Raw genomic sequence first — 21,816 nt, 5'->3', positions numbered from 1 at the left:
CCCGACCGCGGGCCGTACCCCTCCGGGGATACGGCCCGCCGTCGTACCCGCCGGGCGTCAGGGATCCGTCAGGGATCTCCGCCCGGCCGCCGATCGGTGCGTGAACAGCGGGAACGTCCCCGAGAATGAGCGCATGGGACGCGGCAGGCTGAGGATCTATCTGGGCGCGGCACCCGGTGTGGGCAAGACGTACGCCATGCTCTCCGAGGGCCACCGGCGGGTGGAGCGGGGCGGCGACTGCGCCGTCGGCTTCGTCGAGCACCACGGGCGCCCGCGCACCGAGGTCATGCTGCACGGCCTCGAACAGGTCCCCCGGCGCGAGCTGGTCCACCGGGGCGCGGCCTTCACCGAGATGGACGTGGACGCGCTCCTCGCGCGCCGCCCGGCCGTGGCCCTCGTCGACGAGCTCGCCCACACCAACGTGCCGGGCTCGCGCAACGCCAAGCGCTGGCAGGACGTCGAGGAACTCCTGCGCGCCGGCATCGACGTGATCACCACCGTCAACATCCAGCACCTGGAGTCCCTCGGGGACGTGGTCGAGACGATCACCGGGGTGCGCCAGCGCGAGACCGTCCCGGACGAGGTGGTCCGCCGGGCCGACCAGATCGAGCTGGTCGACATGGACCCGCAGGCCCTGCGCCGGCGGATGGCCCACGGCAACGTCTACCAGCCCGACAAGGTCGACGCGGCCCTGTCCAACTACTTCCGCCCCGGCAACCTCACCGCCCTGCGCGAGCTGGCGCTGCTGTGGACGGCCGACCGGGCCGACGAGTACCTCCAGCGCTACCGCGGCGAGCACGGCATCCGCTCCACCTGGCAGGCCCGCGAGCGCATCGTCGTCGGCCTCACCGGCGGACCCGAGGGGCGCACGCTGATCCGCCGGGCCTCCCGGATGGCCGCCAAGGGCTCCGGCAGCGAGATCCTGGCCGTCTACATCGCCCGCAGCGACGGGCTGACCTCGGCCTCCCCGAAGGAGCTCGCGGTCCAGCGGACCCTGGTCGAGGACCTGGGCGGAACGTTTCACCATGTGATCGGCGACAACGTCCCCGAAGCCCTCCTCGCCTTCGCCCGCGGGGTCAACGCCACCCAGATCGTCCTGGGCTCCAGCCGCCGCAGGACCTGGCAGTACGTCCTGGGCCCGGGCGTGGGCGCCACCGTGGCCCGCGACTCGGGCCCCGACCTCGACGTGCACATCGTCACCCACGAGGAGGCGGCCAAGGGGCGCGGGCTGCCCGTGGCCCGCTCCGCCGCCCGGCTCGGACGGCCCCGGATCGTCGCGGGCTGGCTGGTCGGCGTGGTCTTCCCGGTGCTGCTGTGCCTGCTGCTGACCCACATCAGCACGGACCCCGGCCTCGCCAACGACATGCTGCTGTTCCTCGGGCTGACGGTGGCGGCCGCGCTGCTGGGCGGGCTCTGGCCGGCCCTCGCCTCGGCGGCCTTCGGCTCGCTGCTGCTGAACTACTTCTTCGTCGAGCCGCTGCACCGGTTCACCATCTCCGACAGCCGCAACATCATGGCCATCTCGGTCTTCTTCGGGGTCGCCGTCTCGGTGGCCTCGGTGGTGGACCTGGCCGCCCGGCGCACCCACCAGGCCGCCCGGCTGCGGGCCGAGTCCGAGATCCTGTCCACCCTGGCCGGGAGCGTCCTGCGCGGCGAGACCGCCCTGGACGCGCTGCTGGAGCGGGTGCGCGAGACCTTCGCGATGGAGTCGGTGGCCCTGCTGGAGCGGGCGGACGAGCGGGAGCCCTGGACCCGGGCCGGCAGCGTGGGCCCCGGCCCGGCGGCCCGGCCGGAGGACGCCGATGTGGACATGCCGGTCGGCGACCACATGGCGCTGGCCCTGTCCGGGCGGGTGCTGCCCGCCGAGGACCGCCGGGTGCTCGGCGCCTTCGCCGCCCAGGCCGCCGTGGTGCTGGACCGCCAGCGGCTGGTGGGGGAGGCCGAGGAGGCCCGCCGGCTGGCCGAGGGCAACCGGATCCGCACCGCCCTGCTGGCCGCCGTCAGCCATGACCTGCGCACGCCCCTGGCCTCCATCAAGGCCTCCGTCAGCTCCCTGCGCTCCGACGACGTGGAGTGGTCCGAGGAGGACCGGGCCGAGCTGCTGGAGGGCATCGAGGACGGCGCCGACCGGCTCGACCACCTGGTGGGCAACCTGCTCGACATGTCCCGGCTGCAGACCGGCACCGTGACCCCGCTGATCCGGGAGATCGACCTCGACGAGGTGGTCCCGATGGCGCTGGGCGGCGTACCGGAGGACAGCGTGGAGCTGGACGTGCCGGAGACCCTGCCGATGGTGCGGGTGGACCCGGGGCTGCTGGAGCGGGCGGTGGCCAACGTGGTGGAGAACGCCGTCAAGTACAGCCCGCGCGGCCGGCGGGTGCTGGTCGCGGCCAGCGCCCTCGGCGACCGCGTCGAGGTCCGCGTCGTCGACCGCGGCCCCGGGGTGCCCGACGAGGCCAAGGACCGCATCTTCGCGCCGTTCCAGCGGCACGGCGACGCCCCGCGCGGAGCCGGGGTGGGCCTGGGCCTGGCGGTGGCGCGCGGCTTCGCCGAGGCCATGGACGGCACCCTCGCCGCCGAGGACACCCCGGGCGGCGGGCTGACGATGGTGCTCACCCTCCGGGCCGGAACCCCGGACCGCCCCGACGGCGTTGACCACCTGTCCGGCCTCCCCGGCCTGTCCGCCCCGTCCGGCCTCCCCGACCTTCCCGGCCGCCCGGACCTTCCCGGCCGCCCCGGCCTCACCGACCGACAGAAAGCAGGACCCCAATGACCCGGGTGCTCGTAGTGGACGACGAGCCGCAGATCGTCCGAGCCCTCGTGATCAACCTCAAGGCGCGCAAGTACGAGGTCGACGCCGCGGCCGACGGGGCGGGCGCCCTGGAGCTCGCGGCCGCCCGCCACCCCGACGTGGTCGTCCTCGACCTCGGCCTGCCCGACATGGACGGGGTCGAGGTGATCAGGGGGCTGCGCGGCTGGACCCGCGTCCCGATCCTCGTCCTCTCCGCCCGGCACAGCTCCGACGAGAAGGTCGAGGCCCTCGACGCGGGCGCCGACGACTACGTCACCAAGCCCTTCGGGATGGACGAGCTGCTGGCCCGGCTCCGCGCCGCCGTCCGCCGGGCCGAGCCGTCCGCCGGGGCGGGCGGGGACGAGGTGGTCGTCGAGACCGAGGGGTTCACGGTGGACCTCGCGGCCAAGAAGGCGGTCCGCGGGGGACACGACGTACGGCTCACCCCCACCGAGTGGCACCTGCTGGAGGTGCTCGTGCGCAACGGCGGGAAGCTGGTCAGCCAGAAACAGCTCCTCCAGGAGGTCTGGGGGCCCTCCTACGGCACCGAGAGCAACTACCTGAGGGTCTACATGGCCCAGCTGCGCCGCAAGCTGGAGGCGGACCCCTCGCACCCGCGGCACTTCATCACCGAACCGGGCATGGGCTACCGCTTCGAGAAGTAGCGGGATGGGGACGGTGGGGCTTCGAGAGCCGGCGGGGGCGCCGGTACGCTTCCTGTATGAGTGCTGAACCGCGTCCCGAGAAGCCCGCGAAACCGGCCAGGCCGGCGGGCCGGTTCCGCCGGATGATAGAGCGGCTGTCCACCTCCCAGGAGGAGCTGCATTCGGCGGAGCTGCAGGAGGACGCAGAAGCCGCGGGGTGCACGCGGATCTGCGACTGCCACGACCGCCAGATAGTCAAGGTGACCGGCACCCTCCGTACCGTCACCCTGCGGCCGCGCGCGGGCGTGCCCGCCCTGGAGGCGGAGCTCTTCGACGGCTCGGCCGCGCTGGACGTGGTGTGGCTCGGACGTCGCTCGATCGTGGGAATCGAGCCCGGGCGGCGCATGATCGCCTCCGGGCGGATCGCGATGAGTCACGGGCGCCGGGTCCTCTTCAACCCGAAGTACGAACTCCGACCCGTGGGACAGGAGCACTAACCGGTGACGTCACTCGACCGACCGACCCCGCCCGAGTCCGCCTCCGCCCCCTCCGGGGACCAGCGGGAGGTCACCCAGGCGGCGCTGTTCGACGCCTTCGGCGGCATCCGGGGCACCGTGGAGACGATGCTCCCCGGCCTGCTGTTCGTGATGATCTACACGATCAACAAGGACGTGAAGATGTCCGCCATCGCGGCGGGCGTGGTCGCGGTGCTCCTGGTGATCGTGCGCCTCGCCCGCAAGGACACCGTCAAGCACGCCTTCAGCGGGGTCTTCGGCGTCGGCGTCGGCGTGGCCTTCGCCCTGTTCACGGGCAGCGCCAAGGGCTTCTACCTGCCCGGCATGATCTACGGCGTGGGCCTGGGCGTCGCCTTCACGCTCTCCGCGCTGGTGGGCTTCCCGCTGCTGGGCGTCATCCTGGGGCCGGTCTTCAAGGAGAACCTGTCCTGGCGCACCCGCAACCCCGGGCGCAAGAAGGCCTACACCAAGGCCAGCCTGGCCTGGGGCCTGATCTTCCTGGCGAAGTACGCGATCCTCTTCCCGCTCTACTGGTGGGGTGACGAGACCCAGCTGGGCTGGGTGCTGATCGCGCTGAAGCTGCCGCCGATGGTGCTCGCCGTGTACTTCACCTGGGTCTTCCTGGCGAAGGCGCCGCCGCCGATCGACGTGATCGCCGAGTACGAGGCCGAGGAGGCCGCCCGCGAGAAGCGGGGCTGAGCCCGGACGCGCCGAAGGGGCGGGGTGACTGTGGTCACCCCGCCCCTTCCGCGTTCCCTCAGTGCTTGGCCTGGAGGAGGTCCTCCAGCTGCTCCTCGCGGGCCTGGGCGGCCACGAAGAGGAGCTCGTCGCCCGGCTCCAGGGTCTCCTCGCCGTGCGGGGTGAGCACCCGGTTGCCTCGGATGATCGTCACCAGCGAGGTGTCCTCGGGCCAGTTGATCTCGCTGATCTGCGTCCCCGCGACCGAGGAGTCGGCCGGCAGGGTCAGCTCGACGAGGTTGGCGTCGCCGTGGCTGAAGCGCAGCAGGCGCACCAGGTCGCCGACGCTGACGGCCTCCTCGACCAGGGCCGACATCAGGCGCGGCGTGGACACCGCGACGTCGACGCCCCAGGACTCGTTGAAGAGCCACTCGTTCTTCGGGTTGTTCACCCGCGCCACGACCCGGGGGACCCCGTACTCGGTCTTGGCGAGGAGGGAGACGACCAGGTTCACCTTGTCGTCACCGGTGGCGGCGATGACCACGTTGCAGCGCTGGAGCGCCGCCTCGTCGAGCGAGGTGATCTCGCAGGCGTCGGCCAGCAGCCACTCCGCCTGCGGCACCCGCTCCACCGAGATGGCGGTCGGCGCCTTGTCCACGAGGAGCACCTCGTGGCCGTTCTCCAGCAGCTCGCCCGCGATGGAGCGGCCCACGGCCCCGGCTCCGGCGATCGCGACCCTCATGCGTGTGCCTCCTCGGGGCCCTCGGCGAAGGCCGCCTCGACCTTGTCGATCTCGTCCGTGCGCATCATCACGTGGACGAGGTCGCCCTCCTGGAGCACGGTCTGCGAAGTCGGCAGCATGGCCTCGCCCAGGCGGGTGAGGAACGCGACGCGCACGCCCGTCTCCTCCTGGAGCTTGCTGACCTTGTGGCCGATCCAGGCGGCGGAGGTGTGCACCTCCGCGAGCTGGACGCCGCCGCTCGGGTCGCGCCACAGGGGCTCGGCGCCCGACGGCAGCAGCCGGCGCAGCATCTGGTCGGCGGTCCACCGCACGGTCGCGACGGTGGGGATGCCCAGGCGCTGGTAGACCTCGGCGCGCTTGGGGTCGTAGATGCGGGCGGCGACGTTCTCGACACCGAACATCTCGCGGGCCACGCGGGCTGCGATGATGTTGGAATTGTCACCACTGCTGACCGCGGCGAAGGCCCCGGCCTCCTCGATCCCGGCCTCGCGCAGGGTGTCCTGGTCGAAGCCGACCCCGGTGACGCGGCGGCCGCCGAACGAAGCCCCGAGCCGGCGGAATGCGGTGGGGTCCTGGTCGACCACGGCGACCGTATGCCCCTGCTGCTCCAAGGTCTGCGCGAGAGCGGAACCCACTCTTCCACAGCCCATAATGACGATGTGCACGGCCGTCCTTCCGGCTGACAGCGGCTCGCTGGTTTCCAGCCTCATTGCATGCTCTGGCTAAACAGGGTCTCAGACCATGGCCCAAGCTACACACGGGCGGTCACCGGTGTGACCATTTGGGGCCCGCCCGGTGCCTCATTGGCGGCGCATTGGTGAGGATCACGGACCGGGGGTTCGTCAGTCCTATATCGAACGCTTACGATCCTCTGCGTGTCCAAACTGACCGACGTGCCCAAACGGATCCTGATCGGCCGGGCGCTGCGCAGCGACCGCCTCGGGGAAACGCTCCTCCCGAAGCGGATCGCCCTTCCCGTCTTCGCCTCCGACCCGCTCTCGTCCGTGGCCTACGCGCCCGGCGAGGTCTTGCTGGTCCTGTCGATCGCGGGTGTGTCGGCGTACCACTTCAGCCCCTGGATCGCGGTAGCGGTCGTCGTGCTGATGTTCACCGTCGTGGCTTCCTACCGGCAGAACGTCCACGCGTACCCCAGCGGCGGCGGCGACTACGAGGTCGCCAACACCAATCTCGGCCCCAAGGCCGGGCTGACGGTGGCGAGCGCCCTGCTCGTCGACTACGTCCTCACCGTTGCCGTGTCCATTTCATCCGGCGTCGAGAATCTCGGCTCCGCCGTCGATTTCGTCATCGAGCACAAGGTGCTCTCGGCGATCATCATGATTCTGCTCCTCACGCTGATGAACCTGCGCGGAGTGAAGGAATCCGGGAAACTCTTCGCCATCCCGACGTATGTGTTCGTCGGCGCCGTTTTCGTCATGATCGCCTGGGGTGCCTGGCGCGGCCTGGTCATGGGCGACACCATGACGGCGCCCACCGCCCATCTGGAGATCAAGGCCGAGCACCAGGGACTCGCCGGCTTCGCGCTGGTCTTCCTGCTGCTGCGCGCCTTCTCCTCCGGCTGTGCCGCCCTGACCGGCGTCGAGGCGATCAGCAACGGCGTGCCGGCCTTCCGCAAGCCCAAGAGCAAGAACGCCGCCACCACCCTCGCGCTCATGGGCGGCCTGGCCGTCACCATGTTCTGCGGGATCATCGGCCTGGCCATGGCCACCAAGGTCCGCATGGCCGAGGCCCCCGCCACCAACCTGCTCGACAACGGCGTCCCCGTCGGCGACGGCTTCGTCCAGCACCCGGTGATCTCCCAGGTGGCCGAGGCCGTCTTCGGCAACGGCAGCATCCTGTTCATCGTCCTGGCGACCGCGACGGCCCTGGTCCTCTTCCTGGCCGCCAACACCGCCTACAACGGCTTCCCGCTGCTCGGCTCGATCCTCGCCCAGGACCGGTACCTGCCGCGCCAGCTGCACACCCGCGGCGACCGGCTCGCCTTCTCCAACGGCATCGTGCTCCTCGCGGGCGCGGCCATGCTGCTGGTGTGGATCTACGACGCCGACTCCACCAAGCTGATCCAGCTCTACATCGTCGGCGTGTTCGTCTCCTTCACGCTCAGCCAGATCGGCATGGTCCGGCACTGGAACCGCCACCTGTCGACCGAGCGCGACCAGGCCGCCCGCCGCCGGATGCACCGATCCCGGGCCATCAACACCTTCGGCGCGATCTTCACCGGCCTGGTCCTGGTCGTCGTCCTGGCGACCAAGTTCACGCACGGCGCGTGGGTCGCCCTGCTGGGCATGCTGATCTTCTACGGCACGATGACCGCCATCCGGAAGCACTACGACCGGGTCTCCTCCGAGATCGCCGCGGACGAGGGCCCCAGCGACGACAGCGTGCGCCCCTCCCGGGTCCACTCCATCGTCCTGGTCTCCAAGGTCCACAAGCCCACCCTGCGCGCCCTCGCCTTCGCCAAGCTGACCCGCTCGGACACCCTGGAGGCGCTCAGCATCAGCGTCGACCCGGCCGAGACCAAGGCGCTCAAGGCGGAGTGGGAGCGGCGCGGGATCAACGTCCCGCTGAAGATCCTCGACTCGCCCTACCGCGAGATCACCCGCCCGGTGGTCGAGTACGTCAAGGGGCTGCGCAGCGAGAACCCGCGCGACGCCGTCAGCGTCTACATCCCCGAGTACGTCGTCGGCCGCTGGTACGAGCACCTGCTGCACAACCAGAGCGCCCTGCGCCTCAAGGGCCGGCTGCTCTTCACCCCCGGCGTGATGGTCACCTCGGTGCCCTACCAGCTGGAGTCCTCGGAGCTCGCCCGCCGGCGGGCCCGCAAGCGCCAGGAGTGGAACGCCCCGGGCGCGGTGCGCCGCGGCCCCGTCGACACCCCACGCCCGCGTCCGAAGGACCCGGCGGGGAAGTAGGCCCGGCGGGTGGCGAACGGCCGGACGAGATCCACGTAAACTGGTGGGTCGGTCGTCCGGCCGTTCCCTTTTTCCGTTTTTCCGCCCCTGAACCTCCCTGGAGCCTCCCCACCATGACCGAGCAGAACGAGAAGCAGTCACTGGTCGGGGAGGAGTACGAGGTCGAGGTCGGCCCCGTCGCGCACGGCGGCCACTGCATCGCGCGGACCTCCGACGGCCGCGTCCTGTTCGTCCGGCACACCCTGCCGGGCGAGAAGGTCGTCGCGCGCGTGACGGAGGGCGAGGCGGACTCCCGCTTCCTGCGCGCCGACGCGGTCACGGTCCTCACCGCCTCCAAGGACCGGGTCGAGGCCCCCTGCGCCTTCGCCGGCCCCGGCAAGTGCGGCGGCTGCGACTGGCAGCACGCGAAGCCGGGCGCCCAGCGCCGGCTCAAGGGCGAGGTCGTCGCCGAGCAGCTCCAGCGGCTCGCCGGCCTCACCCCGGAGGAGGCCGGCTGGGACGGCACCGTCATGCCCGCCGAGGGCGACAAGCTGCCGGCCGGCGAGGTCCCGCAGTGGCGCACCCGCGTCCAGTACGCCATCGACGAGGACGGCCGCGTCGGCCTGCGCAAGCACCGCTCGCACGACGTCGAGCCGGTCGACCACTGCATGATCGCGGCGCCGGGCGTCACCGAGCTGGGCATCGAGAAGCGCACCTGGCCGGCGATGGCCTCCGTCGAGGCGATCGCCGCCTCCGGCTCGAACGACCGCCAGGTCGTCCTCACCCCGCGCCCGGGCGGCCGCCTCCCGCTCGTCGAGCTCGACAAGCCGGTCTCCGTCCTGCGCGTGGAGGAGAAGGACGGCGGGGTGCACCGCGTCCACGGCCGCCCCTTCGTCCGCGAGCGCGCCGACGGCCGCACCTACCGCGTCGGCATGGGCGGCTTCTGGCAGGTCCACCCGCAGGCCGCCGACACCCTGATCAAGGCCGTCATGCAGGGCCTGATGCCGCGCAAGGGCGAGATGGCCCTCGACCTCTACTGCGGCGTGGGCATCTTCGCGGGCGCCCTCGCGGAGCGCCTCGGCGAGACCGGCGCCGTCCTCGGCATCGAGTCGGGCAAGCGCGCGGTGGAGGACGCCCGCCACAACCTGGCGGACTTCCCGCGGGTCCGCATCGAGCAGGGCAAGGTCGACACCGCCCTCCCGAAGACCGGCATCACCGAGTGCGACCTGATCGTCCTGGACCCCCCGCGCGCGGGCGCCGGCAAGCAGACGGTCCGCCACATCGCGAGCCTCCAGGCCCGCCGCATCGCCTACGTGGCCTGCGACCCGGCGGCCCTGGCCCGCGACCTGGGCTACTTCAAGGACGCGGGCTACCGCGTCCGCACCCTCCGGGTCTTCGACCTCTTCCCGATGACCCATCACGTCGAGTGCGTCGCGATCCTGGAGCCGGTGCGCGAGGACGCCTGACCCGGGGTTGCGGTCGGGGCTGCCGGCGGGCTGGGGCCGCCCCGCCGCGCCCGGCGGCGTGCGGGGGTGGCTCAGACCGGCAGGCCCGTTGGTTCCTTGATGCGTTTCATGATGATCTGCGAGTTGACCTCCGTGACCCCCGACAGGGCCGTCAGGCGTTCGATCCAGAGGCGTTCGTACGCGCGGAGGTCGTTGACGGCGATGCGCAGGAGGCAGCCGGGGCTGCCGAAGAGGCGGTAGGCCTCGATGACGTCCGGGATGTCCTGGAGCGCCGCCTCGAAGGCCTCGACCGCCTCGCGGTCGCGGCGGACCTCCACCGAGACCAGGACCTCGAAGCCCCGGCCCACCGCCTCGGGGTCGATCACCGCGCGGTAGCCCTGGATCACCCCGTCCTGCTCCAGCTGGCGGACCCGGCGCATGCAGGGGGAGGGGGTCAGGCCGACCCGCTGGGCCAGTTCCTGGTTGCTGAGGCGGCCGTCGCGCTGGAGCTCGCGCAAGATTTCTCGATCGATCGCGTCCATGGCGCAATTATCCGTCATGGTTTGGCGATAGGGGCGCTCAAATGCGCAATCGCATTGCGCGTAGATCTCACTATCATTGCCCTTTCTAGGAACTTTGTGCGATCCCCGCTCCGGGGTTCAGGCATCAGGGAAGGGTGGCCATGGGGCGCATCGTCGTCATCAGCACCGGCGGGACGATAGCCAGCCGGTGGACGGGCGCGGGTTTCGCCGCCGAGGCCGACGGCCGTGAGGTCATGGCCACCGCGCCGCTGCCCGAGGGCATCACCGTCGAGGTCGTCGACCTGTTCAGCGTGAACAGCCCCCGCCTCACCACCGCCCACCAGCTGACCCTGCTGCGCACCGTCCACGAGGTCCTGGCCGACCCCACCGTCGACGGCATCGTCGTCACCCACGGCACGGACACCCTGGAGGAGTCCGCGTTCCTGGTGGACCTGCACCACCACGACCCCCGCAGCGTCGTCTTCACCGGCTCGCAGCTGCCGATGGGCTCCACCGAGGGCGACGGCCCCGGGAACCTCTACGACGCCCTGCTCACCGCCGCGACCACGCGCGGGCTCGGCGTCCTGATCGCCTTCGCCGGCCGGGTGCACGCCGCCCGCGGCACCATGAAGACGCAGGCCGTGGCCCTGGACGCCTTCGCGGACCCGTCCCGGGAGCTGCTCGGCAAGATCGGCTTCGGCAAGGTGACCGTGCTGCGCAGCCCGCAGCGCCCGCAGGCGCTCCCGCTGCCCGCGATGCCGGAGCTGCCGCCGCGCGTGGACATGGTGATGCACCACGCCGACGGCGACCCGGTGCTCCTGAACGCCGCCGTCGCGGCCGGCGCCCGGGGCATCGTCCTCGTCGGCACCGGCGCGGGCAATGCCACCCCGGAGATCGTCGACGCGGTGCGGGCGGCCGTGGCCCGGGGCGTGCTCGTCGCCCTGACCACCCGCGTCCCGGCCGGCCCGGTCACCGAGATCTACACGCACGGCGGGGCGGTCGACCTGGTCGCCGCCGGAGCCGTCCCCACCGGCACCCTGCGCGCCGGCCAGGCCCGGATCGCGGTGCTGTCCGCGCTGCTGGCCTCCGAGAACCCGGTCGAGCGGGCCCGCGTGCTGCGCGCCTCGCTGTCCGAGGAGGACCCGGTCCTCGTCGACGCCTGACGGACGTGCATCGCGGGTTCCCCCGTCACGACGGGGGAACCCGCGATGCTCAGCTCCCGGCGAAGGCGGCCAGGATGCGGTCCGCCGCCGACGTGGCCGTGACCGTGCCCGCGCGGACGCCCGCCTCCAGGGACGGGGCCAGGTCGCGGACCGCCGGGTGCGCGCGCAGGCGTTCCAGGAGTTCCTCGCGGACCATCGACCAGGTCCACTCCACCTGCTGCGCCGCCCGCTTCGCCGCCAGCCGGCCGCCCGTCTCCAGGACCGTCCGGTGCTGCTCCAGGCGGTTCCAGACCTCCGTCAGCCCCGTCGACTCCCGCGCGCTGCACGTCAGCACCGGCGGGGTCCACGCCGCGTCCGCGGGGTGCATCAGGCGCAGGGCGCCCGACAGTTCACGTGCGGCGGCCTTCGCGTCGCGTTCGTGGGGGCCGTCCGCCTTGTTCACCGCGAGCACGTCCGCCAGTTCCAGGACGCCCTTCTTGATGCCCTGCAGCTGGTCGCCCGTGCGGGCCAGGGACAGCAGGAGGAAGGAGTCCACCATGCCCGCCACCGTCGTCTCCGACTGGCCCACGCCGACCGTCTCGACGAGGACCACGTCATAGCCCGCCGCCTCCATCACGATCATCGACTCGCGGGTGGCCTTCGCGACCCCGCCCAGCGTGCCCGCCGAGGGCGAGGGGCGGACGAAGGCCGCCGGGTCGACCGCGAGCCGTTCCATCCGGGTCTTGTCGCCCAGGATGGAGCCGCCGGTACGGGTGGACGAGGGGTCGACCGCCAGGACGGCGACCCGGTGCCCGAGGCCCGTCAGCATCGTGCCGAACGCGTCGATGAAGGTGGACTTGCCCACCCCCGGCACCCCGCTGATGCCGATCCGGCGCGCCTTCCCCGCGTGGGGCAGGAGCTCCGTCAGCAGGCGCTGCGCCAGGGCCCGGTGGTCGGCCCGGGTGGACTCGACGAGGGTGATGGCGCGCGCGATCTGCGCGCGCCTCCCGTCGAGCACGCCCTTCACGTACACGTCGATGTCGATCTTCGGGGGCATCCCGCGTCCGCCTACAGCTCGTGGCCCAGGTCCGCGGCGAGCCGCGTCACCAGGTCGTGGGCCGCGTCCGGGATGACCGTGCCGGGCGGGAACACGGCCGCCGCGCCCATCTCCAGCAGCGTGGGGACGTCCGCCGGCGGGATGACGCCGCCGACCACGATCATGATGTCCTCACGGCCCTCCTCCGCCAGCTGCTCGCGCAGCGCCGGTACGAGGGTCAGGTGGCCGGCCGCCAGCGACGAGACGCCCACCACGTGGACGTCCGCCTCGACGGCCTGGCGGGCCACCTCCGCCGGGGTCTGGAACAGCGGGCCCACGTCCACGTCGAAGCCCAGGTCGGCGAAGGCCGTGGCGATCACCTTCTGCCCGCGGTCGTGGCCGTCCTGGCCCATCTTCGCGACCAGGATGCGCGGCCGGCGGCCCTCCGCCTCCTCGAACCGGTCGACGAGCGCACGGGTGCGCTCCAGGGACGGGGACTCGCCTGCCTCGGTGCGGTACACACCGGAGATCGTACGGATCTGGCTCGCGTGCCGCCCGTACACCTTCTCCAGGGCGTCCGAGATCTCGCCGACCGTGGCCTTGGCCCGCGCCGCGTCCACCGCCAGGGCGAGCAGGTTGCCCTCCAGGCCCTGGCCGGCCCCGCGCTCGGCCGCGTTCGTCAGCGCCCGCAGGGCGTCCTGCGTACGGGCCTCGTCGCGCTCCTCGCGCAGCCGCCGCAGCTTGGCGATCTGCTGCGCGCGCACCGAGGAGTTGTCGACCACGAGGACGTCGATCTGCTCGTCGTTCTCCACGCGGTACTTGTTGACGCCGATCACCGGCTGGCGGCCCGAGTCGATCCGCGCCTGGGTGCGGGCCGCGGCCTCCTCCACGCGCAGCTTCGGGATGCCCGCGTCGATGGCCTGCGCCATCCCGCCGGCCGCCTCGACCTCCTGGATGTGCTGCCAGGCCCGGCGCGCCAGGTCGTACGTCAGCTTCTCCACGTACGCGCTGCCGCCCCACGGGTCGATCGACCGGCAGGTCCCCGACTCCTGCTGGAGCAGCAGCTGGGTGTTGCGGGCGATGCGCGCCGAGAAGTCCGTCGGCAGGGCCAGCGCCTCGTCGAGGGCGTTGGTGTGCAGCGACTGGGTGTGGCCCTGGGTCGCGGCCATCGCCTCGACGCAGGTGCGCGTCACGTTGTTGAACACGTCCTGCGCGGTCAGCGACCAGCCCGAGGTCTGCGAATGCGTGCGCAGCGAGAGGGACTTGGCGTTCTTCGGGTCGAACTGCTTGACCAGCTTCGCCCACAGCAGGCGCGCCGCGCGGAGCTTGGCGACCTCCATGAAGAAGTTCATGCCGATCGCCCAGAAGAACGACAGGCGCGGCGCGAACGCGTCCACGTCCAGCCCGGCGCCCTGTCCGGCCCGCAGGTACTCCACGCCGTCGGCCAGGGTGTAGGCCAGCTCCAGGTCGGCCGTGGCCCCCGCCTCCTGGATGTGGTACCCGGAGATGGAGATGGAGTTGTACCGCGGCATCTTCTGCGAGGTGAAGGAGAAGATGTCCGAGATGATCCGCATCGAGGGCTTCGGCGGATAGATGTAGGTGTTGCGGACCATGAACTCCTTGAGGATGTCGTTCTGGATGGTCCCGGCGAGCTTGTCGGGGGAGACGCCCTGCTCCTCCGCCGCCACGATGTACAGGGCGAGGACCGGCAGCACCGCGCCGTTCATCGTCATGGACACCGACATCTTGTCCAGCGGGATGCCGTCGAACAGCTGCCGCATGTCGTAGATCGAGTCGATCGCCACGCCCGCCATGCCGACGTCGCCCGTCACGCGCGGGTGGTCGCTGTCGTACCCGCGGTGCGTGGGCAGGTCGAAGGCCACCGACAGGCCCTTCTGGCCGGCCGCGAGGTTGCGCCGGTAGAAGGCGTTGGACTCCTCCGCCGTGGAGAAGCCGGCGTACTGCCGGATCGTCCAGGGCTGGTTCACGTACATCGTCGGGTACGGGCCGCGCAGGTACGGGGCCACTCCCGGGTACGTCCCCAGGAAGTCCAGGCCCTCCAGGTCCCGGCCCGTGTACAGCGGCTGCACGCCGATGCCCTCGGGGGTCTCCCACACCAGGTCGCCCGTGGCGGCCCCGGTGGACTCCTTCACCGCCGCGCGCCACTGGTCCCCGGTGGCGGCCGGGGCGGCCGCGCCGAGGGCGAGCTCGGAGAAATCGGGGATGCCGCTCACCCTGTGCTCACTGTTCACGGGGGACTCCCATCCGGTCGAGTACGGAGGACAGCACGGCGACCGCGTCGCAGCCGGCGAAGACGTACTCGTCCACGGCGCCGGCCGAGGTGCCGGGCCGGCCCGCGAGGAACACCGTCGACGCGCCGGCCGCGCGCAGGGCCGCCGCCACCTCCGCGGCCTGCTCCTCGTACAGCGCGTCACTGGAGCACAGCACCGCCACGCCGTCCGCGCCGCTGGCCGCGTACGCCTCGGCGGCGGTCGCCGCGTCCACCGACACCGGGTCGTGCACGGGCTCGATGCCGCCCGCCTGGAAGAGGTTCGAGGCGAAGGTCGCCCGCGCGGTGTGCGCGGCGGCGGGGCCCAGCGCGGCCAGGAACACCCTCGGGCGGGCGCCCGTCGTCTCCAGGTGCGCGTCGCCGCGGGCGCGCAGCGCCTCGTACGCCTCGTCCCGGCGGACCCGGGGCAGGCCCCCGGCGGGCGCCGCGGGCGCGGCCTCGCGCACCACCGGCTTCTCCGACAGCAGCGGGAACTCGCTGACGCCGGTGATCGGTTCGCGGCGGGTGGCCAGCTTCTTCGAGCGCGCGGCCCAGGTGGCCGCGAGGCGCTCCGCCACCAGGCCGGAGCGCAGCGCGGCGGCCAGGCCGCCGGCCCGCTCGACGGTCTGGAAGAACTCCCAGGCGGCGTGCGCCAGTTCCTCGGTGAGCTGCTCCACGTAGTAGGAGCCGCCGGCCGGGTCGATCACCCGGGCCAGGTGGGACTCCTCCAGGAGGATGGTGGAGGTGTTGCGGGCGATGCGCCGGGCGAAGGCGTCCGGCAGGCCCAGCTCGGTGTCGAACGGGAGCACGGTGACGGAGTCCGCGCCGCCGACGCCGGCCGCCATGGAGGCGACGGTGGTCCGCAGCATGTTCACCCACGGGTCGCGGCGGGTCATCATCACCGGCGAGGTGACGGCGTGCTGCCGCTGGGCGCCGGCCTCCGGCGCGCCGCAGGCCTCGGCCACGCGGGCCCACAGGCGGCGGGCGGCGCGCAGCTTGGCGATGGTCAGGAACTGGTCGGCGGTCGCCGCGTAGCGGAACTCCAGCTGCCCGAGGGCGGCTTCGGTGCCGAGTCCGTCCTCGCCCTCGGTGAGGGCGCGCAGGTAGGCGACGCCGGTGGCCAGGGACAGCCCGAGCTCCTCGGCGGCCGAGCCGCCGGCCTCGTGGTACGGCAGGGCGTCCACGGACAGGGCGCGCACGCCCGGCCAGGACGCGGCCGCCTCGCGGGCCAGCCCGACGGCGGGAGCGGTGTCCAGGGCCTCGCCGGTACGGGCCTCGTGGCCCAGCGGGTCGATGCCGAACGAGGCGCGGGCCGCCTCGGGGGCCACGCCGCGCTCGGCGTACAGGGCGAGCAACGCCCGGGCGGCTTCGGCGGATTCGGCTCCGGCGTCGAGGGCGACGGGTGCGAGGTCGAGGTAGACCCCGTCCAGGGCGCGGCCGAGTCCGGCGACGGGGATCCCGGCGCGGCCGACGGTCAGCCAGAGGGAGGTGGTGCCGTTCTCCAGGTCGGCCAGGGCCGCCTCGTTGACGCGTACGGGGTCGCTGCCCGCGATCCGCTGGCGCACGTCCCAGCCGGAGGTGCTGGTGCCGTCCGGGGTGCCGCCGCGTACGAAGGGCGCGAAGCCGGGGAACCCGGTGGGGTCGGCCTTCGTGTCCGCGCCGGAGGGCGCCGTGTACAGCGGGCGGGTGGTGAGCCCGTCCTCGAGCGTGGTGGACAGTGCTGCTTCCGCTGCCTCGCCGGTCACTTCCTTGCCCGACTTGCGCAGTACGCCCTCGACGAGGCGTTGCCACTGCTCATGTGTCGCGTCAGGAAACTCGGCGGCCAGGGAGAGCCCGTCGTCAGGCAGGACCGTCATGGCCCGAACTCTAGGGGGGCCCGCTTAAGCCAGACCAGAACCATCGGATGTGATCTCCCCCTCTCAGATGAGCCGATGCCCTGGCCGGGCGGTTGCGGGGTGACCCGTTCGGCCCCTGGCTGCCGCCGGGCGGTGCCGCCGAGTGAGGGAAGGGTGGGGCGGGCCTCCGCTCCGGTCAGCGGTCCGCGCGCCACCGAGGGGCGGGGCATCGAGAAGGACGCGTGGCGGTGGCGTTGCGGGGCCGTGAAATCAAGCCATGGGTTTTCGGCCGCCCGGCATGGCGAACCCGCAGGTCAGCTGGGGTGTGGCCGGCCTGGGGCGGGGCCTCGGGAGGGGCTTGACCCCGGTCGGCGGCGCTGACAGGCTCCGAGCCATGACCGCGAACGAGCACCTCGTCCCGCGGCTCCACACCCCCGGCCCCTGTACCGCGCCGGGCGAGTGTCCGGGCCGCTGTCCGGCCCCCCTCGGGGTCTGACCCCCGAACCTGCCGGCCCCGGCCGGGCACGTCCCGCCCGGCCGCGCCCTCGTACCGTTCCGGCCCGCCCGGAGCCCCGCCCGCAAGGCCCGGACCACCGTCACACGCCGGAGGCCGGGACCTGAGGGGCCGGGGCCCCCGCCGCGGTCACCCGGCCGGAAGCCCGCAGCTGTAGGTCCGCCCCCCGTACCTGTAGCCCGCCGACGGGAACCCCGCCGGCGCGCCTCCGCGAGGAGGGCCGACCCGCGTCGCCCTTCACCCGGCCCTGCCGGCTCCACCCCGTTCCCGCACGGCTTCATCCCGTTCCCGCCCAGGGCCCTGCCGGCTCCGCCCTGCCTCCGCAGGCCCGCAGGCCCGCAGGGCCCCCGCTCCCGCATGGCCCCGCCGACCGGCGGAGTCGTGTCGTCGTACCCACCACAGGAGTCCCCATGACCACCGTCGCCTCCACCACCGTCACCCGCCTCGGCGGCCGCATCGGCGCCGAGATCGGCGGCGTCCGCCTCGGCGGTGATCTCGACGCGGCCGCCGTCGGCGAGATCCGCGCCGCCCTCCTCGCCCACAAGGTCGTCTTCTTCCGCGGCCAGGACCACCTCGACGAGGCCGGCCACGAGGCCTTCGCCCGGCTGCTCGGGACGCCCGTCGCGCACCCCACCGTCCCCTCCGCGGACGGCCGTTACGCCCTCGGCATCGACTCCCACCACGGCGCCCGCGCCAACCAGTGGCACACCGACGTCACCTTCGTCCCCGCCTACCCCGCCTTCTCCATCCTCCGCGCCGTCACCGTCCCCCCGTACGGCGGCAACACCCTCTGGGCCAACACCGCCGCCGCCTACGAGCACCTGCCCGCCCCGCTCCGCGCCCTCGCCGACGGACTGCGCGCCGTCCACTCCAACGAGTACGACTACGCCGCCCTCAAGCCCGACGCCCTGCCCGAGGCCCTCGCCCAGTACCGCGAGGTGTTCACCTCCACCAGCTTCCTCACCGAGCACCCCGTGGTCCGCGTCCACCCCGAGACCGGCGAACGCACCCTGCTCCTCGGCAACTTCGTCCAGCGCATCACCGGGCTGACCGGCCGGGACTCGCGCGCCCTCGTCGACCTCCTCCAGGCGCACATCGAGAGCCCCGAGAACACCGTCCGTTGGCAGTGGCGGGCCGGTGACGTCGCGATCTGGGACAACCGGGCCACCCAGCACTACGGCGTCGACGACTCCGACGACCACGAGCGCACCCTGCGCCGCGTCACCGTCGACGGCGACGTCCCCGTCGGCCCCGACGGCACGCCCTCCCGCCTGATCAGCCCCGAGAGCGTCCCGGACCCGGCGTTCGGCATCGCCTCCGGCGCCTCCACCTCCGCCTGACCCGCCACCCCGAGGAGCCCCCCGTGCCCAAGCTGCTCGCCCTCACCGGCAGCCCCTCCGCCCACTCCCGTACCGTCGTCGTCGCCGAGCACGTGCTGCGCCGCCTCGACCACGCCGGTTTCGAGACCGCCCACCTCGACGTGCGCCGGCTGCCCGCCGCCGACCTCCTCGCCGCCCGCCGCGGGGAGCCGGAGATCCGCAGCGCGCTGGAGGCCGTCGCCGAGGCCGACGGCCTGGTCATCGCGACCCCGGTCTACAAGGCCTCGTACACCGGGCTGCTCAAGGCCTTCCTGGACCTGCTCCCGCAGGACGGCCTGGCCGGCAAGACGGTCCTGCCGCTCGCCACCGGCGGCAGCCTCGCCCACGTGCTGACCATCGACTACGCCCTGCGCCCCGTCCTCGCCGCCCTCGGTGCCCGGCACGTCACCGCCGGCCGCTTCGTCCTGGACTCCTCCGTCGAACGCGGCGCGGGCCCGGACCGGCTGCGCCCCGAGGCGGAACTCGACCTCTACCAGGCCGTCGACGAGTTCGCCGACGCCCTGCGCGCCCCGGCGCCGACCCTCGCCGCCACCCCGTAACCCCGTACCGACAAGGACCCGTCATGCCCGCAGCAGTCCCCCTCACCACGACCCCCCGCACCCGGCGCCAGTTCCTCACCCTGCTCGGCATCTCGGCGGCCGCGGTGAGCTGCGGCACCGCCACCGCCACCGGCGGGTCCGGCCGCCCGGGCGGGGGCGGACAGGTCACCACCCTCAAGTACCAGGGCAACGTCGGCGCCGTCACCCTGCCCGAACTGGCCGCCGACCTCGGCCACCTCGGCGGCCTCACCCTGGAGTGGGTCGGCAACACCATCAGCGGTCCCCAGGACATCCAGTCCGCCGCCACCGGCCAGATCCACTTCGGCGGCGCCTTCAACGGGGCGATCGTCAAACTCGCCGCCGCCAAGGCCCCGATCCAGGCCGTCGTCTCCTACTACGGGGTCGACCAGGACGCCTTCAGCGGCTACTACGTCCTGGAGGACAGCCCGATCCGCTCCGCCCGCGACCTGCTCGGCAAGAAGGTCGGCATGAACACCCTGGGCGCGCACTCCCAGGCCGTCCTCGACATCTACCTCGGCCGCAACGGCATCGCCAAGGCCGAGGCGGCGAAGGTCGAGGCCCTGGTCGTACCGCCCGTCAACACCGAACAGACGCTGCGCCAGAGACAGATCGACGTGGGCGTACTGGGCGGCGTCCTGCGCGACAAGGCCGTCGCCGCCGGCGGGATCCGCCCGCTGTTCAGCGACTTCGACCTGCTCGGCAGGTTCAGCGCCGGCTCCTACGTGATGACCCGGCGCTTCATCAAGGAGAACCCGGACACCGTCCGCACCTTCACCACCGGTGTCGCCAAGGCCATCGAGTGGTCCCGCACCACCCCGCGCGAGGAGGTCGTCGCCCGGATGGAGTCGATCATCAAGAAGCGCGGCCGCAACGAGGACACCGCCACGCTCAAGTACTGGCGCTCGTACGGGGTCGCCGAGACCGGCGGCCGCATCGGGGACAAGGAGTTCTCGCTCTGGCTCGACTGGCTCGCCGAGCGCGGGGAGATCAAGGCCGGGCAGCTGAAGCCGTCCGATCTGTACACGAACGAGTTCAACGGCTACGGGAAGGGCTGAGCCGCCATGGCGAAGATCGAGTTCCAGTCGGTGACGAAGACCTTCCCGGTGAAGGGCAGGAGCAAGGGGGAGTTCACCGCCCTCGACGGCGTCGACCTGGAGGTCGGGGCCGGGGAGTTCCTCGTCGTCGTCGGCCCCAGCGGCTGCGGCAAGTCCACCCTCCTCGACCTCCTCGGCGGCCTCACCCGCCCCACCTCCGGCCGGATCCTCCTCGACGGCCGGCCCGTCACCGGTCCGGGCCTGGACCGGGGCATCGTCTTCCAGCAGTACGCCCTCCTGCCCTGGCGCACCGCCCTCGGCAACATCGAGTTCGGCCTGGAGGCGACCGGCGTCCCCCGCAGGCAACGAGCGGCACGGGCGCGGGAGTTCCTGGAGCTGGTGGGCCTCACCGGATTCGAGGACCGGCATCCGCACGAGCTCTCCGGCGGCATGCGCCAGCGGGTCGCGATCGCCCGCTCGCTGGCCTACGACCCGGACGTGCTCCTCATGGACGAGCCCTTCGCCGCCCTCGACGCGCAGACCCGCGAGTCCCTCCAGGACGAGCTGCGCCGCATCTGGCAGACCACCGGCAAGACGGTCGTCTTCATCACGCACGGCATCGAGGAGGCCGTGTACCTGGGGCAGCGGGTGGCCGTCATCACCTCCCGCCCGGGCCGGGTCAAGGAGGTCGTGCCGGTCTCCTTCGGGGACCGGTCCACCGGGGCGACCGGCGAGGACCTGCGCTCCAGCCCGGAGTTCGCCCGCCACCGCCACGAGATCTGGACGCTGCTCCACGACGAGGTGGCCCGCGCCCGGCAACTGGAGAAGGAAGAGGCCTTCGTATGAGCACCGAGACCCCCGTCCCCGTCCTGCCCGCCCCCGCCGCCGAGGCGCCCCCCGAGGCCCGGGCCGTACGGGGCCCCGCGCGCCCGGCGCCGCCCGCCGAGGCCCGTCCGGAACCGGCCGCTCCCGCGCCCGGCCGCCCGCGGGAGGCCGTACCCGCCCGCCGTGGGGCGGGGGCGGCGGCCGTCCTGCGGTGGCTGCGGGCCGGGCTGCTGCGGTCGGCGGCGGTACTCGCCCTGCTCGCGCTGTGGGAGGCCGCGCCCCGGCTCGGACTGGTCGACGCCACCTTCCTGCCGCCCTTCAGCGAGGTGGCGCGGGCCTGGTGGGGGCTGCTCGCCGACGGCCAGCTCGGCGAACACACCCGGGCCAGCCTCACCCGCTCCTTCGGCGGCTTCGCCATCGCCGTGGTCGTCGCCGTCCCGCTGGGCCTGCTGATCGGCTGGTACCGCCCGGTCGCGGCCTTCCTCGGCCCGCTGCTGGAGCTCTTCCGCAACACGGCCGCGCTCGCGCTGCTGCCCGTCTTCGTACTGCTCCTCGGCATCGGGGAGACCTCGAAGGTGTCGATCGTCGTCTACGCCTGCGTCTGGCCGATCCTGCTCAACACCATCAGCGCCGTCGGCAACGCCGACCCCACCCTGATCCGGCTGGCCCGCTCGATGGACCTCTCCACCCCGAGGCTCTTCCAGAAGGTGATCCTCCCGGCCTCCGTCCCGGCCGTCTTCACCGGCATCCGGCTGGCGGGCGCGGTCTCGATCCTGGTCCTCGTCGCCGCCGAGATGATCGGCGCCAAGGCGGGGCTGGGCTACCTGATCAACGCCTCGCAGTTCAACTTCGCCATCCCCCAGATGTACGCCGGGATCATCACGATCTCCGCCATCGGGGTGGCCTTCAACCAGCTCCTGGTCGCCGTCGAACGCCGCCTCAGCACCTGGCGCGTCCCCGCCTGACCCGCCCCCGCC

General features: G+C 72.8%; 18 protein-coding genes. 12 read left to right on the top strand and 6 right to left on the bottom strand.

Annotated features, from left to right (window positions below):
* Positions 1-133: 133 nt before the first annotated feature.
* Genes AB0O29_RS07145 through AB0O29_RS07130 form a run of 4 tightly spaced genes read left to right on the top strand, consistent with a single transcriptional unit; the run spans position 134 to position 4,649 of the window.
* Positions 134-2,773, top strand: a complete 2,640-nt coding sequence (locus AB0O29_RS07145; protein WP_365147367.1) for a sensor histidine kinase KdpD — start codon at positions 134-136, stop codon at positions 2,771-2,773.
* Positions 2,770-3,456 carry a response regulator gene (locus tag AB0O29_RS07140; protein ID WP_365147364.1) on the top strand — a complete coding sequence of 229 codons (687 nt, stop codon included), beginning with the start codon at positions 2,770-2,772 and terminating at the stop codon, positions 3,454-3,456. The genes AB0O29_RS07145 and AB0O29_RS07140 overlap by 4 nt, the downstream gene beginning before the upstream one ends.
* Positions 3,457-3,512: 56 nt before the next feature.
* Positions 3,513-3,932, top strand: coding sequence for an OB-fold nucleic acid binding domain-containing protein (locus AB0O29_RS07135; RefSeq protein WP_365147361.1), 420 nt, complete (start codon positions 3,513-3,515; stop codon positions 3,930-3,932).
* 3 nt (positions 3,933-3,935) lie between these two features.
* Complete coding sequence (locus AB0O29_RS07130) at positions 3,936-4,649, top strand: DUF3159 domain-containing protein (protein WP_365147359.1); 714 nt, start codon at positions 3,936-3,938, stop codon at positions 4,647-4,649.
* 58 nt (positions 4,650-4,707) lie between these two features.
* Here AB0O29_RS07130 and AB0O29_RS07125 read toward each other — a convergent pair whose 3' ends face one another.
* Positions 4,708-5,370, bottom strand: a complete 663-nt coding sequence (locus AB0O29_RS07125; RefSeq protein WP_079430188.1) for a TrkA family potassium uptake protein — start codon at positions 5,368-5,370, stop codon at positions 4,708-4,710.
* Positions 5,367-6,035 (bottom strand): TrkA family potassium uptake protein, encoded by a 669-nt coding sequence (locus AB0O29_RS07120; RefSeq protein WP_358891940.1) that lies wholly within the window; start codon positions 6,033-6,035, stop codon positions 5,367-5,369. Before AB0O29_RS07120 ends, AB0O29_RS07125 begins: the two co-directional genes overlap by 4 nt.
* Before the next feature lie 210 nt (positions 6,036-6,245).
* On the opposite strand from AB0O29_RS07120, the gene AB0O29_RS07115 reads away from it, so the two are divergent.
* Positions 6,246-8,300: an APC family permease gene (locus AB0O29_RS07115; protein ID WP_365147355.1), complete on the top strand. Its 2,055-nt coding sequence runs from the start codon at positions 6,246-6,248 to the stop codon at positions 8,298-8,300.
* 113 nt (positions 8,301-8,413) lie between these two features.
* Positions 8,414-9,745, top strand: coding sequence for a TRAM domain-containing protein (locus tag AB0O29_RS07110; protein WP_365147352.1), 1,332 nt, complete (start codon positions 8,414-8,416; stop codon positions 9,743-9,745).
* Between the two features lie 71 nt (positions 9,746-9,816).
* Here AB0O29_RS07110 and AB0O29_RS07105 read toward each other — a convergent pair whose 3' ends face one another.
* Positions 9,817-10,266, bottom strand: coding sequence for an Lrp/AsnC family transcriptional regulator (locus tag AB0O29_RS07105; protein ID WP_358812219.1), 450 nt, complete (start codon positions 10,264-10,266; stop codon positions 9,817-9,819).
* A 140-nt stretch (positions 10,267-10,406) separates the two neighbouring features.
* Between AB0O29_RS07105 and AB0O29_RS07100 the strand changes: the two genes are divergently transcribed.
* Positions 10,407-11,408 carry an asparaginase gene (locus tag AB0O29_RS07100; protein ID WP_365147349.1) on the top strand — a complete coding sequence of 334 codons (1,002 nt, stop codon included), beginning with the start codon at positions 10,407-10,409 and terminating at the stop codon, positions 11,406-11,408.
* A gap of 49 nt (positions 11,409-11,457) precedes the next feature.
* Here AB0O29_RS07100 and meaB read toward each other — a convergent pair whose 3' ends face one another.
* The 3 genes from meaB to AB0O29_RS07085 are packed head-to-tail and all read right to left on the bottom strand — an operon-like array spanning position 11,458 to position 16,548.
* Entirely contained in the window at positions 11,458-12,444 is a 987-nt protein-coding gene (meaB, locus tag AB0O29_RS07095) for a methylmalonyl Co-A mutase-associated GTPase MeaB (RefSeq protein ID WP_365147346.1), read from the bottom strand.
* 11 nt (positions 12,445-12,455) lie between these two features.
* A complete protein-coding gene (scpA, locus tag AB0O29_RS07090; protein ID WP_365147412.1) occupies positions 12,456-14,657 on the bottom strand; it encodes a methylmalonyl-CoA mutase in 2,202 nt (733 codons plus the stop codon).
* Positions 14,658-14,664: 7 nt separating this feature from the next.
* Positions 14,665-16,548 (bottom strand): methylmalonyl-CoA mutase family protein, encoded by a 1,884-nt coding sequence (locus tag AB0O29_RS07085; protein WP_365147343.1) that lies wholly within the window; start codon positions 16,546-16,548, stop codon positions 14,665-14,667.
* A gap of 903 nt (positions 16,549-17,451) precedes the next feature.
* Here AB0O29_RS07085 and AB0O29_RS07080 point away from each other — a divergent pair.
* Genes AB0O29_RS07080 through AB0O29_RS07060 form a run of 5 tightly spaced genes read left to right on the top strand, consistent with a single transcriptional unit; the run spans position 17,452 to position 21,804 of the window.
* Positions 17,452-18,381 carry a TauD/TfdA family dioxygenase gene (locus tag AB0O29_RS07080; RefSeq protein WP_365147340.1) on the top strand — a complete coding sequence of 310 codons (930 nt, stop codon included), beginning with the start codon at positions 17,452-17,454 and terminating at the stop codon, positions 18,379-18,381.
* A 23-nt stretch (positions 18,382-18,404) separates the two neighbouring features.
* Positions 18,405-18,959, top strand: a complete 555-nt coding sequence (gene ssuE / locus AB0O29_RS07075) for an NADPH-dependent FMN reductase (protein ID WP_365147338.1) — start codon at positions 18,405-18,407, stop codon at positions 18,957-18,959.
* A 23-nt stretch (positions 18,960-18,982) separates the two neighbouring features.
* Positions 18,983-20,035, top strand: a complete 1,053-nt coding sequence (locus tag AB0O29_RS07070) for an ABC transporter substrate-binding protein (RefSeq protein ID WP_365147335.1) — start codon at positions 18,983-18,985, stop codon at positions 20,033-20,035.
* A 6-nt stretch (positions 20,036-20,041) separates the two neighbouring features.
* Positions 20,042-20,860, top strand: a complete 819-nt coding sequence (locus tag AB0O29_RS07065) for an ABC transporter ATP-binding protein (protein WP_365147333.1) — start codon at positions 20,042-20,044, stop codon at positions 20,858-20,860.
* Positions 20,857-21,804, top strand: coding sequence for an ABC transporter permease (locus AB0O29_RS07060; protein ID WP_365147330.1), 948 nt, complete (start codon positions 20,857-20,859; stop codon positions 21,802-21,804). Before AB0O29_RS07065 ends, AB0O29_RS07060 begins: the two co-directional genes overlap by 4 nt.
* The last annotated feature ends 12 nt before the right edge of the window (positions 21,805-21,816 follow it).

It is taken from the genome of Streptomyces sp. NPDC089915, from assembly GCF_040684675.1.
GTDB lineage: Bacteria > Actinomycetota > Actinomycetes > Streptomycetales > Streptomycetaceae > Streptomyces.
This window is presented reverse-complemented; position numbering and strand designations above follow the sequence as displayed.